We start from the raw sequence: 12,951 nt of genomic DNA, 5'->3' as shown, positions 1-12,951 counted from the left end.
CAGGCCTGCAAGTCGGCTTCGTGATTCGAAACCATCCGGTAGCCCAGAGTGAGCACCGGATTAAATAGATGTCCCCTTAAGGACATAATCGCGAAAAAACATCTCATAGCTCATCCAGATAGTGATAAGCAAACCCGGCATCCGGTGTTGTTTCAGCGTTTGTTCCATCAAGGTCATTTGATAGTCAAACAACTCATCGGCATGAACCATCCAGTGTTGGTCCCTGAGTGGTTGATCACCCAATGCCGTGTTTTTTCCAGTAAAGAGGTACTGATAAAAAGCGGCAATTGTGTCTCTGGAATCCCATCGCGCCGTATGGATACCAAAATAAGGAGATAACATCGGATCGCCCAACATCCGCTGGTAAAAATCATTCGTGATCACGGCTAGCCGATCATGCGCATCAAGCCAGGCCCACAGTTCCGGTTGTGGCTCCAGCTCGTCCGACAGGCGTTCATCATTGTTGTTATTGGTTGATGCCCGCACCGGCTGACTTTCAAATGGATCAAAGCGCATTCGCTCCGAGGAAACACCCAGCCGTAATAACTCGTTCCGTGTTTGATATACCGCTTCTGAGCCACCACATAAAAACCAGTGCGCATCCCCATAACGAATGTTCAGTGAGGCCAGAGTCGCCAACAGATCACTGCGGCCTGTCAGACCCGTGTAGTCCAGTACGTTACTGGCTTGTATCTCATCCACCAATCCGGAATTTTCGGCTTCGCCATACAGGCTGCTTTTATCCCGGGCGATATGAAGCAAGTGTCCACTCACTGCATGACCCACACGGCCCTCACCACGGCTATATTGATGACGGTCCAGAATCTGTTGGCTGATAGCGGCCATCGGTGCCAAACCAATCCCGAAGGCAATCATCACCACGCGGTGCATGTTATCTTCCAGAGAACAATCGCCATCTGCCAGACTGAGCGGCACACTCATCCCGACCTTCAGTTCGTCTGCGAGCCAACGGCTGACATGCCCCTGGCAATGACGACGGATATGAAATTCCAACAACGGGCTGCGCTGTGGCGAAGCGGCCATGGAATATGGCCGTGCCTGACCATCCGGATGATAGAGCCAGACAAATTGTCCAGCCTGATAGGACATCTCTTCTGACGGCTGGATACGTAGCTGTACTATGCCATCGCCCAACCAGCGTTTGCCAACAACAAGGCCCGTCAATGCTGGCCGGGCCAGGGTAAACATATCCACCGGGCCAGGATCGAGCAGTTCTATTGAACCTTTGATTCGGGTTTTGCAAGACAAAAAGTGCCCGCTCTCCACCAGCTCGGCAGCCAGGTTGCCGGTTTTCAAGCTTTCCTGTTCAGCATCAAATCCGCTTGCCCGAACAAGGCAAGCATTACAGACTCCTGCCCGGCAAGCGTGTTCCAGTTCAACACCTTGGCGCAGCAAACCTGACAGAACGGTTTCATCCTGCTTTACGTAAAAAGTACGTCCCTGATAACGGACTTTTGGCATGGTGTACTCTTGTTTCCTGTCTGGCAGGCATCTGGTGAACAATCCCGGGAGAAATACAATACAGCACAAAAAAGGGTCACTTTCTAGCAGCGGACCAATGACAAATGGCTCTCACTCTCCAGCGTTATGGCATAACGGACAAATGGATGTACCAGCCATATAAGCATTGTGAGTATCACGATACAGGGAACCTATCTGCCAGCAGAGAACAAGTCAAAAGGTTCAGATATAAATCACCAACAATCAAGGTTCAGCAGCCACATGATCAGCGCCACAAAGCTCAAATACTCCCAGTGGAAAGGCGGTACCATTCACTAACAACTCAATATGGTGGCTGCCAGGGTAATGACGCCGAGTGCTGCGTTCTGCCAGGGACAACGACTTGCCCAAGGTTATCGCCTGACCAGGCATTAATGTCAGTTGCTTCAGTTTGAACACCTTGGCTGAGGTGCGGCCACTGGCTTTGACGTAATGCACTCGAAAATCGACCATCACAGACAAAGGCTTACCGGCACTGGACGGTAATAACAAGGTCGCGTGTAACTCCACCGCTTCCCCGATCGTGACAGCAGCAGGCTGGATGCCACCTTGCGTTACCTGGACGCGCTGTTCTGTGTCAAATCCCAGTACCGCCAAGGCATCCGCATCACAGCGCTTGACGGCTGAGCGTAGCGCATGCCGCACAATCCAGCGCCGCTCCCCGGACGCTCCCTGCATCCAGCGACGACAAACATCCACCAGTAATTCCGGGTGATCTTTGCCAATATCGTTGAGGTTATTCGCCACAGAGCGTCGGACGTACAGCTCCGGGTCATCCTTGAGTTGTTCCAGCAGTGCCAGCACCGGGGCTGGATCACGCTGAAAGGCTGGCAATCGACCAGCCCATGGCAAACGGGGCCGGGTACCTTCCGAAACCAGTCTTCTGACATGATGGTTCGGGTCATCACACCAACGCTGCAAATATGCCATCGTCTCCACCGGCCATTGCTGGATAAAGGCCCGAATGCTGAATTCGGCCGTAAACCGTTGCGTCAGCTGATACAGGGCAGCCATGGATATATCCAATTGCTGCAGCCCATACGATGCGACAAAACAGGTATGTGGCAGATAGTAAAATGCCGCCATGGAAAAACTGCGCTCATCGGCTAATGGCGCTCCGACAGAGCGCATCAGAATATCAAGTGCCACGTCATACTCTGCGGGTAAGTGCTGCTGCAAGACATCCGCAATATGTTGTCCCCGCGCCATCAATTCCAGTGCGTCATACCCCTCTGACACCTGTTTCATAAAGGCCGTTGTATCGAAGTCTGGCCAGACGCTATCAATCTGTTGCGCCAACACATCAGCAACTTCCAATCCGTAACGGTTTTTCAGTGGTTCAGCCATACAATGGGTTACTCCCGGTTGGTTGTATCCAGATCGCCCCGAAACAGCGATCACACAACCATGAGGTGGCAGAAGACATCCCGCCATTAATTAATAAAGACTGTATTGGTCACAGCAATAGTCACTTGATAACCTTGCGAATAATTGCATCTGTCACAATTATCCAGCAGCATAACAGCAGCATACTAACGAGAAGGAAGGATCGAAATTATGGCTATTCACCCGGATGCCGGAAAAGTCGCACCACGCGCCAGCCTGGTTAACGTACCTGCCCTGATGGCAGCTTACTACCGCCAGCAACCAGACATCGTGAATAACCCAGAGCAACAAGTTGCCTTTGGGACTTCCGGCCATCGCGGTTCTGCGTTTAATACCACGTTTAACGAAAATCATATCGCCGCCGTTTGTCAGGCCATTGCCGAATACCGGGCGGAAGCCGGTGTCAAAGGCCCACTCTATTTGGGTAAAGACACGCATGCCCTGTCGGAAGCGGCGTTTGGTACCGCCATGGAAGTACTGGTCGCCAATGATGTCCGTGTACGTATTCAGGATGGCGACGGCTACACGCCCACGCCGGTTATTTCACACGCAATCCTGACCCATAATCAGGATGCCGACCCCGATGATATGGCGGATGGCATTGTGATCACCCCTTCTCACAATCCACCGGAAGATGGCGGCATCAAATACAACCCTGCCATGGGTGGCCCGGCAGATACTGATATCACCAGCTGGATTGCCAACCGTGCCAACGAACTGCTGGCCAACGATCTGGATGAGGTTGAGTGGGTCCCCGCAGAAGACGCCAACGAAAGTAAGCTGGTCGAGGATTTCGACTATATCGGCCACTATGTCAACGATCTGGGCAATGTCGTGGATATGGCTGCGATTGCCAAAGCGGGTATCCGGATTGGTGTGGACCCAATGGGCGGTTCCGGACTGCATTTCTGGGAACCCATTGCGAGGAAATACAACCTCGACATTACCGTCGTCAACGAAGCCATTGACCCGACTTTCAGCTTTATGTCTCTGGATAAAGACGGTCGTATCCGTATGGATTGCTCCTCGCCATACGCCATGACCAACCTGTTGGCGATGAAAGACCAGTTTGATATCTCGGTCGGTAACGATCCGGATTACGACCGTCACGGTATTGTCTGTCCTTCGTCTGGCTTGATGAATCCGAATGCCTACCTGGCCGTTGCGATTGAATACCTGGCAACCCATCGTCCTGACTGGCCACAAACGGTGAAATTCGGCAAGACACTGGTGTCTTCTGCCATGATTGACCGGGTCGTGAATGGTCTGGAACGTGAACTGTGCGAAGTGCCGGTAGGCTTCAAATGGTATGTAGAAGGCATGTTCAAGGGTGAAATGGCCTTTGGCGGTGAAGAAAGTGCCGGGGCATCGTTCTTGCGCAAAGACGGCAGCGTCTGGACGACCGATAAAGACGGTATCATCATGGCTCTGCTGGCGGCTGAAATTCTGGCTGTAACAGGCAAAGACCCGCAACAGTTGTACGAAGAGCAGGTTGCTCGCTACGGCCGCCCTTACTACAAACGTATTGATGTACCCTGTGCCGCTGAACAAAAAGCCGTATTGTCTTCACTGAGTGCCGACGCTGTTCAGGGAGATACTCTGGCGGGAGATGCCATTACCCGTATTCTCACAACAGCCCCCGGTAATGGTGCACCGATTGGTGGCCTGAAAGTAGAAACCGCCAACGGCTGGTTTGCTGCACGTCCTTCCGGTACCGAGAATGTCTACAAGATCTATCTGGAAAGCTTCGTGTCCGAAGCACATATCGATCTGCTGGAAGCCGATGCCAAGGCACTGGTAAATTCCGTACTGGGCTAACATCATCGATTTGTCTGTTGCCGTTCAGGCTCAGACAGATAACGGCAGTTTGCCTCGCAAGCTGCCGTTACTTCTCTCCATTAACAACACTCCTGCTCCAACTGCCACAACAATGACAGCACTTCTTCGTCCTCACAGCTCTCCAGATAGCTGTACAAGCTGTTCATTTGGGCGCCGATAAAATACAGATTATCCTGATTCATCGCCGCTTGTTGTGCACGTTTTTGTTCGAAGTATGTTTTCCAGCGCATATCGCCATGGTCATTTGCCAAATGGTTTTCCAGCATGGAAACCAGCCGATTGGCATTACCATCACAATCGATACCACAGAAGCTGACATAACGATCCCGGGAGTCGCTACCAGGCGGATTGGCAGAATGCGGTAAGGTGGTGCAAGTATCTGGACTATTCATAGTGATCTCATTATCAAGTGAACCAGATCACAAGGTAATCGTTGGGCCTGAACGATTCTGTCAGCCAGCTGACAGTGTGGAAGCAGATGCATTAATGAACTTGCAGGCACGCCATGGCCAGTCTGGATCAGGATACACTCGCCAACTGCTGTAAACGCTGCGTATCCAGTAAAATCAGGTGCTGGCGATCCGGACGTGCCACCAGACCATCACGAATCATCCGGTTCAATAATGTCGACAAGGTCTGACGCGATGTGCCTAGCAGGCTGGCTAACAGTTCGGTTTGCCCGGTTAATTGAATGGTCTGGCACTGCTGGGTACTTTCTTCCAGTAACAGATAACGGGCCAAGCGGGATTCCACTGACCGGAATGCCAGGTCTTCAATCAGAGTCGTTGCCTGTTGCAGCATCTTCCCGATTTCCCGCATTGCGGTAATGGCAATTTCCGGTGCTTCCACAATCAACAAGGTGAGCTGCTCGATAGGCCAGCTGGTGATGCTGGTGGGTTCCAGAGATTCGACCCAGGCGCGGGTATGAGTCACGTAAATACTGCCCGGCTTGAGACAGCCCAGCGTCAGCTCCCGGTGCTCTGCTGAAAGGCAGATTCGGGCACTGCCGCTGTTTAACATAAAAATCCGGTTATGAGCCATCCCCGGACGGCAGATCATCTCTCCGGTGTCGTAGAGATTTTGCCGTCCGGCAGGTAATCGCTGCAGCCAGTCAGACTCCATACCAGAGCCTGGATGATTGGCATGTGTGTGAGGCCCATGGCCATCAAAGTTCGCTGTCACCGTCTTCCGGAGCCTTGTCTTCCATCAAACTGAATTCCATCGCCGGTTTGCCATCGGCACCTGTGCTCTGGTCGCTTACCATAGTGCCGCCGCTTTCTGCCAGCTTGATCCGCAAACGCAGGTTGTTGGGAGAGTCGGCATTTTTCAAGGCGTCATCCAGGGTAATTCGGCCTTCGCGGTATAATTTGAACATCGCCCCATCAAAGGTCTGCATGCCCAGGTTTTCGGATTTCTCCATAACTTCTTTAATGCTTGGAAAATCACCACGCATGATCATGTCTTCAATAGTCTTGGTACCCAGCATCACTTCGACAGCAGCACAACGCTTGCCATCGGCAGTCGGAATCAATCGCTGTGATACAAATGCCCGCAAGTTTTGCCCTAGCCCCATCAATAACTGTGGACGTCGCTCTTCCGGAAACATATTGATAATCCGCTCCAACGCCTGGTTGGCGTTGTTGGCATGCAGGGTCGAAATCGCCAAATGGCCGGTTTCTGCAAAAGCTAACGCATGTTCCATGGTTTCGCGGTCACGAATCTCACCAATCAAAATCACATCCGGGGCCTGGCGCAAGGTGTTTTTTAGCGCCGCATGGAAACTTTTGGTGTCGGTGCCGACTTCACGCTGATTCACAATACATTTTTTGTGCTTGTGAACAAACTCGACCGGGTCTTCAATCGTGATGATATGACCGCCAGCACTGGCATTACGGTGATCAATCAGTGCCGCCAAAGAAGTCGATTTACCCGAACCGGTACCGCCGACAAACAGGATAAGACCCCGTTTTGATAACACGACGTCCTTCAAAATGGGAGGCAATTTCAGTTTGTCGAGATTGGGAATCTCGGTATTGATATTTCGCGCCACAATCGAGACTTCGTGGCGTTGCTTGAAAATATTGATACGGAAACGTCCGGCACTGTTTGAAATCGCCAGATTCATTTCCATTTCTTCAGCAAATTCTTTCTGCTGCGCCTCTGTCATCAACGAGTTGGCAATAGCCTCCACTTCGCCCGGGCCAAGTGATTCCTTCGACAATGGCCGCAATTGCCCCTGAAACTTGGCGCAAGGTGGTGCCCCGGTACTGAGATACAAATCAGACCCGTCTTTATGGGACAAAATATTCAGCCAGGCTTCCATACTCATAGAACGTTTATCTCCTGCAATCGATACATATACAAACAACGGAGCTGCAAGTTTTTCCTTTAGGGGACATCTTATTTAACCCTGCACGGCTCTGCGCGAGTGTTGCCGTTGTTCAGGGCAAGGCGACGAATGCAGCGAAATGACGAGTCCTTTTCAAATTCGTCAACACCGCACTGGACGGCGGCAACCCGCGCCCTTCGGGGGCTGCCGGATGATCTCGACCCGGTGTCGCCGACGTTTGACTTGACCCGTCAGGCCTGCAAGTCGGCTTCGTGATTCGAAACCATCCGTTGGCCCAGAGTAAGCACCGGACTAAATAGATATCCCCTTTAGCTTACAGCGACTTGGCAATAGGCCATGACTGTATTATGAGAGCTGACCCAGGTGTCAGCCCAGCCATGCCGAATGTGATACAAATCACAATCAATCGATCATTACCGCACGATATGCCTCCACAAACAGTGGCGTGCAGCTATGCATCTGGCAATCACGACTATTAACGACAGCAATCCTGCAGGTATTATCACGGTGATTCATTGCATCATTTTTTATGGAGAACACCATGTACATCGCCATGAACCGCTTCCGCATCAAACCCGGCTGTGAGCAAGACTTTATCGATATCTGGAAAAATCGTGACACCTTCCTCGACACCGTCCCCGGCTTTGTCTCCTTCCATTTGCTGCAAGGCAAAACCAGCGAAGAACAGACATTGTTTGCTTCCCACTCCGTATGGGAGTCACGCCAGGCCTTTGAAGACTGGACCCAGTCTGAAGCCTTCCGCAAGGCACACGCCAACGCCGGTGGCGCTCGTAAGGATATCTATATGGGCCCGCCGCAGCTGGAGTGTTTTGAGGCGGTGCTGTAACAGTAGCCATGGTTATAACAGTGTTGGCTACTGTTGTAGCAGAAACAAAAAAGGCGCAAACAGCGCCTTTTTTATGGACAATCACGACAGAATCATAACGTCGAACAAACTGACAATTTTTATCATTTCAGCCATAGATAGATAGTACAGAGACGCCACCATCAGGACGGTTCGGCAACCTGGATATGGAAGCAATGATGGATATTTGGCCGACGTGAATAATCAAATGGCACAGACCATTTACTTACATTGCGGATCGTGAGCCCCGGTAACGCCTGATCTTCCATGGTGAACTTGCGCATATTCGTCGAAAAAACCAGCGTTCCCCCCGGTTTGAGGCAAGCGACTGCCTGCTGAATCAAGCCCACGTGATCACGCTGGATATCCAGCACCCCTTCCATGCGTTTGGAGTTGGAAAAGGTCGGTGGATCCATAAAGATCAGATCGTATTGTTGCGAGCAATCACCCAGCCATTGCAACACGTCTGCCTGAACAAAAGCATGTTGGCTACTATCCAGACCATTCAGGTCGAAGTTCTCTTTCCCCCAACCCAGGTAAGTCCGTGACATATCCACACTGGTGCAGGCTGCGCCCGCTTCTGCCGCATGAACGCTGGCGGTCGCGGTGTAACAGAACAGATTAAGAAACGACATTCCTGGCTGCGCAGCTGCGCGCTTGGCAATGTCCAAGCGAGTGGGACGGTGATCCAGAAACAGTCCGGTATCAAGATAATCTTTCAGATTTACCCATACCTTGACCCGACCTTCCAGCGTCGGAAAGCGGTGACGGATCACCCCGTTGGTGGAACGCTTTTCATACTGGCGTTTACCACTCTGGCGCTCACGACGTTTCAGTACAATCTGGTCCGCAGCAATGCCTGTAATTTCTGGCAAGACGGCCAGAACATCCAGCAAGCGCCGTTCGGCCTTGGCTTCTTCAATGGTTTTTGGCGGCACATATTCCTGTACATGCAGCCATGCCGCTCCTTCCTCTGGGCCTTTGGAAGCATCCAGATACCAGTCGATGGCAACAGCGTATTCCGGCAAATCCTGATCATACACCCGATAGGAAGAAATGGACTCACGTTTGGCCCATTTTTGTACCGGCTTGAGGTTTTTCTTCAAACGATTGGCGAATGCTTCCACCGGACCACGAATCATCGAGGTTTGTGGCCGTGATGAACGTTCATCTGCGGCACCGAATACCAGTAACTTGGTTTCGATCTGGCCATTCAGCAAGTTATATTGCTTATCTAACGGTCGTCTGATAACTCGTGACAGATCAGTATTGCCTGTAAATACCGCCAGCTTCCATTCCGGCATCTGCATGGTGGCATCATGAAACTGTTTATAGAGTGGCGACAGTTGTGGCAGCTCGCTCAAGCGTTCTCCGTACGGAGGGTTACAGATCACCATGCCGCCATCGGCAATCACTTCATGACTGACCCGCAACTGCTCAATCGAGCGACGTTCCAGGTGGATATGGCCTTCCAGACCAGAGCGCGATACGTTGGCAGCGGCTGCTTCCAACTGTCGGGCATCATTGTCAAAACCATAAAAGCGACTGCGCACAGCTTCCAAACCGGCTGTGCGACGTAAGCGGGCCTCATCAACCAGTGACAGCCACACTTTACGATCATGACCACGCCAGTGCTCAAATCCATGCTGCTGCCGATTCAGACCAGGCGCAATATCAGCAGCCATTAATCCTGCTTCAATCAGCAAGGTGCCTGAGCCACACATAGGATCAACCAAATGTTTACCTGCTGCTGCCAGCGCTGGCCAACCGGCCCGGATCAGCAAGGCTGACGCTAACGTCTCTTTTAATGGCGCCAGACCTGGTTGCAAGCGGTAGCCACGGCGGTGCATGCCCGAACCACTGAAGTTGTAATACAGGGCCAGCTTGCCTTTACGCAGCTGAGCTTCAATCCTCACATCACCATGCTTGTCGACATTGGGACGCGTGCCAGTATCCAGACGAAAGCGATCGACAATGGCATCCTTGATTTTCTGGGCACCAAACTGGGTGTTATTGATAAAGTCTGTGCGACCATGGAAGTCGATCCGGAAGGTCGAGGACGGTGAAAAAACCTGCGTCCAGTCAACCTGGCGCGTTTCTTCATATACTTGGTCGACATTGCTGACCTGACTTTCATGTACCGGTAATAATATACGGCTCGCCAATCGAGACCATAAACAGACCCGATAGGCCGTCTCCAGGTCTCCTTTCCAGTGCACCCCCAAGTGGGTTTCACGCTCTACTTCTCCACCCAACTCTTTGATTTCATTGGATAAGAGAGATTCAATACCTGTACTGCAAGTAGCCAGCCACTGGAAAACCGTGGATGAATCAGAATTTGTCATAGTCAAATTGGCCTATTCCTTCAAATAGCCTGTGGCTACAAGAGGTTGTCATTTTATAGAAATATATTCGTTAACAAACCCACCCTCAACGCGCTACAACTGTAGACGTCGCTGAGGGAGATCGTCTTGAACAGAACGACCAGCAGCGATATTTGTTTAATAAGCGAGGATGCATCGTATGAAAAAACAGAAACGCGATCTGCAAGAACGAGCTTTTTCCCGCGGCTATCGAGCCGGTGTTGAACGTCGTTCCAAAGATCTGGCGCCGCCAGAAGGACCGATGAGAGATGCTTGGTTATCCGGTTGGCGTTCAGGTCGATCAGACCACTGGGATGGTTATACAGGCGTTTCTGGTATTCATCGTATGGTCGTTTGACCACTTAACAACTCCGAACTTCAGGCCGTAGGCCGCCCATACCCCAAACCTCCTCACCCGGGAGGTAGGCCCCAAAAGCGGGGCCTCATATCTCTAGCTGATCGTTACCGAACGGGTAATCGACCGATTACTGGCTATTGGCTACCGCTTCAACGGCTTCGCAAATCAGCTCCGGGCCACGATAAATAAAGCCGCTGTAAATCTGTACCAGCTGGGCACCCGCCTTGATCTTGTCAATCGCGCCAGCCCCATCAGTAATACCACCCACACCAATAACCGGAATTCGGCCATCCAATGCTTTGGTCAGGTTTTCCAGCATTTCTGTGGCTTTTTCTTCCAATGGCGCGCCACTCAAGCCGCCTTGCTCATTTGCATGCAGGCAGCCTTCCACACCAGTACGATCCAGTGTGGTATTCGTCGCAATCACGCCATCCATACCGCAATCCACCAATGAATTGGCGACCAGTGCCACTTCGTCGGTATTCATATCCGGTGCAATTTTGACAAAAATCGGCTTGTAGCCAAAAGATTCTGACAGCACCTTTTGCCTCTCTTTCAGCGGTTGCAGCAGCTCTTTCAGGGCATCACCGTATTGCAGGGTTCGCAACCCCGGAGTGTTGGGAGAGGAGATATTTACCGTAATATAAGTCGCATACGGATACACTTTTTCCAGACAAATCAGATAATCATCGACCGCATTTTCTACTGGCGTATCAAAGTTCTTGCCGATATTAATGCCCAATACCCCCTGAAAACGGGCCGCCTTGACCCGATCAACCAGGTAATCAACCCCTTTATTGTTAAAGCCCATACGATTAATGATCGCCTGGCGCTCTGGTATACGGAACAGCCGAGGTTTCAGATTTCCCGGTTGTGGCCGAGGAGTGGTGGTGCCGATTTCAATAAAACCGAAACCAAGCTGCGCCATCGCATCGATATAATCGCCATTTTTATCCAGGCCTGCTGCCAAACCAACCGGATTAGGAAATTCGATCCCTGCAACCGTCACAGGGTCATTTTTCACCTCCGGTATCATCCATGACAACACTTTCAGCCTTTCTGCCGCACCCAGCAAATCCAGGCTGAGTTCATGGGCAGTTTCAGCGTTCAATCTGAATAACAATGGGCGGAAGGCACCGTACCAATCCATATCAAACCTCGTAGACAAAATCTCAACACGGTCAAAACCAGAGTCATCATCATGCCTTGCTGACTCTGAACCTGGCTGTACCGAAGGAGTTGGAAAATGGTAATAATTATACGTCACTCAGCCCAACAATGCGCTGTAACTTGAGCTTTCGTTCTGGACAAGCGAAAATGACGAAAGGGTTTCAGGCAAGGATGGTTGCCGATATTGACCAGCTATAAAGCCAATATGGCATACCTGAACAGTCACAATTGCCATTGAATAGGCGGCTGTCCCCGACTGACAAGATATTGGTTGATACGTGAAAATGGCTTCTGGCCAAAAAAACCACGATGGGCTGATAGCGGTGAAGGGTGCACAGACTTCAGAACCAGGTGCTTGTTCTGATCTATCATCGCACCTTTTTTCTGGGCATAACTGCCCCAAAGCACAAAGACCAAACCATCCCGCTGTTCATTCAATCGTTGAATAACAGTATCTGTAAAGCGCTCCCAGCCTTTTTTCTGGTGGGAGCCGGCTCTGGCTTGCTCAACCGTCAGTGTAGCATTCAGCAATAAGACTCCTTGATCTGCCCAAGGAGTCAGGTCGCCACTACCACTCATCCTGATACCAAGATCAGCTTCCATCTCTTTGAAAATATTTGCCAGAGAAGGAGGAATACGGGTACCGCTTTGCACGGAAAAACTCAGTCCATGAGCCTGCCCAGGGCCATGGTAAGGATCCTGGCCAATAATCACGACACGTACTTGTTCAAACGGTGTGTGATTAAATGCGTTAAAAATAAGAGGCCCCTGTGGAAAAATGACTTTACCAGCCGCTTTTTCCATCGCCAAAAACTCACGTAGCTGACGCATATAAGGTTGATTCAGCTCATCACCGAGTACTTGCTGCCACGATGAATCAAGAGCACCAGCTTTAGACATAAACAATCTCATTTCAGCAAGAATTATAGCGAAAGGTTAGCCTATCGTTATCGATAAACTCAACTCTCTTGGCTCCTGTTTGCAGCATATAATCGTCTAACCATCCATGTCCGTCCTTGCTTTCTCACAGGCATAAAAAAACCCCGCCCTGCATAACAGGACGGGGGATTTCGTTTAAGAGCTTGACGATGACCTACTC

At 51.1% G+C, this 12,951-nt stretch carries 11 protein-coding genes; 3 read left to right on the top strand and 8 right to left on the bottom strand.

Annotated features, from left to right (window positions below):
* Window positions 1-60 precede the first annotated feature (60 nt).
* Entirely contained in the window at window positions 61-1,482 is a 1,422-nt protein-coding gene (locus Q8W32_RS16285) for a 2Fe-2S iron-sulfur cluster-binding protein (RefSeq protein WP_305415647.1), read from the bottom strand.
* A 243-nt stretch (window positions 1,483-1,725) separates the two neighbouring features.
* Window positions 1,726-2,868, bottom strand: coding sequence for a DNA alkylation repair protein (locus tag Q8W32_RS16280; protein ID WP_305415646.1), 1,143 nt, complete (start codon window positions 2,866-2,868; stop codon window positions 1,726-1,728).
* A gap of 210 nt (window positions 2,869-3,078) precedes the next feature.
* On the opposite strand from Q8W32_RS16280, the gene pgm reads away from it, so the two are divergent.
* Window positions 3,079-4,725 (top strand): phosphoglucomutase (alpha-D-glucose-1,6-bisphosphate-dependent), encoded by a 1,647-nt coding sequence (gene pgm / locus Q8W32_RS16275; protein ID WP_303432308.1) that lies wholly within the window; start codon window positions 3,079-3,081, stop codon window positions 4,723-4,725.
* Between the two features lie 80 nt (window positions 4,726-4,805).
* On the opposite strand, the gene cowN is transcribed toward pgm, so the two are convergent.
* The 3 genes from cowN to Q8W32_RS16260 form a co-directional block, all read right to left on the bottom strand.
* Window positions 4,806-5,138: a N(2)-fixation sustaining protein CowN gene (gene cowN / locus Q8W32_RS16270; RefSeq protein WP_305415645.1), complete on the bottom strand. Its 333-nt coding sequence runs from the start codon at window positions 5,136-5,138 to the stop codon at window positions 4,806-4,808.
* A gap of 127 nt (window positions 5,139-5,265) precedes the next feature.
* Complete coding sequence (locus Q8W32_RS16265) at window positions 5,266-5,928, bottom strand: Crp/Fnr family transcriptional regulator (protein ID WP_303432306.1); 663 nt, start codon at window positions 5,926-5,928, stop codon at window positions 5,266-5,268.
* Window positions 5,912-7,075, bottom strand: a complete 1,164-nt coding sequence (locus tag Q8W32_RS16260; protein WP_303432304.1) for a PilT/PilU family type 4a pilus ATPase — start codon at window positions 7,073-7,075, stop codon at window positions 5,912-5,914. Before Q8W32_RS16260 ends, Q8W32_RS16265 begins: the two co-directional genes overlap by 17 nt.
* Before the next feature lie 562 nt (window positions 7,076-7,637).
* Between Q8W32_RS16260 and Q8W32_RS16255 the strand changes: the two genes are divergently transcribed.
* A complete protein-coding gene (locus Q8W32_RS16255) occupies window positions 7,638-7,943 on the top strand; it encodes an antibiotic biosynthesis monooxygenase (protein ID WP_303432303.1) in 306 nt (101 codons plus the stop codon).
* Window positions 7,944-8,104: 161 nt separating this feature from the next.
* Here Q8W32_RS16255 and rlmKL read toward each other — a convergent pair whose 3' ends face one another.
* A complete protein-coding gene (gene rlmKL, locus Q8W32_RS16250; protein WP_305415648.1) occupies window positions 8,105-10,306 on the bottom strand; it encodes a bifunctional 23S rRNA (guanine(2069)-N(7))-methyltransferase RlmK/23S rRNA (guanine(2445)-N(2))-methyltransferase RlmL in 2,202 nt (733 codons plus the stop codon).
* Window positions 10,307-10,484: 178 nt separating this feature from the next.
* Here rlmKL and rmf point away from each other — a divergent pair, with 178 nt between their 5' ends.
* Complete coding sequence (gene rmf, locus Q8W32_RS16245) at window positions 10,485-10,682, top strand: ribosome modulation factor (RefSeq protein ID WP_303432301.1); 198 nt, start codon at window positions 10,485-10,487, stop codon at window positions 10,680-10,682.
* A gap of 127 nt (window positions 10,683-10,809) precedes the next feature.
* Here rmf and Q8W32_RS16240 read toward each other — a convergent pair whose 3' ends face one another.
* Entirely contained in the window at window positions 10,810-11,832 is a 1,023-nt protein-coding gene (locus tag Q8W32_RS16240) for a quinone-dependent dihydroorotate dehydrogenase (RefSeq protein WP_303432299.1), read from the bottom strand.
* Between the two features lie 242 nt (window positions 11,833-12,074).
* Complete coding sequence (gene ung, locus Q8W32_RS16235) at window positions 12,075-12,779, bottom strand: uracil-DNA glycosylase (protein ID WP_370693696.1); 705 nt, start codon at window positions 12,777-12,779, stop codon at window positions 12,075-12,077.
* Between the last annotated feature and the right edge of the window lie 172 nt (window positions 12,780-12,951).

This window comes from Oceanobacter sp. 3_MG-2023 (assembly GCF_030688925.1).
GTDB lineage: Bacteria > Pseudomonadota > Gammaproteobacteria > Pseudomonadales > Oceanobacteraceae > Oceanobacter.
The sequence above is the reverse complement of the archived record's forward strand: the minus strand, read 5'-3'. Positions and strand labels throughout refer to the sequence as shown.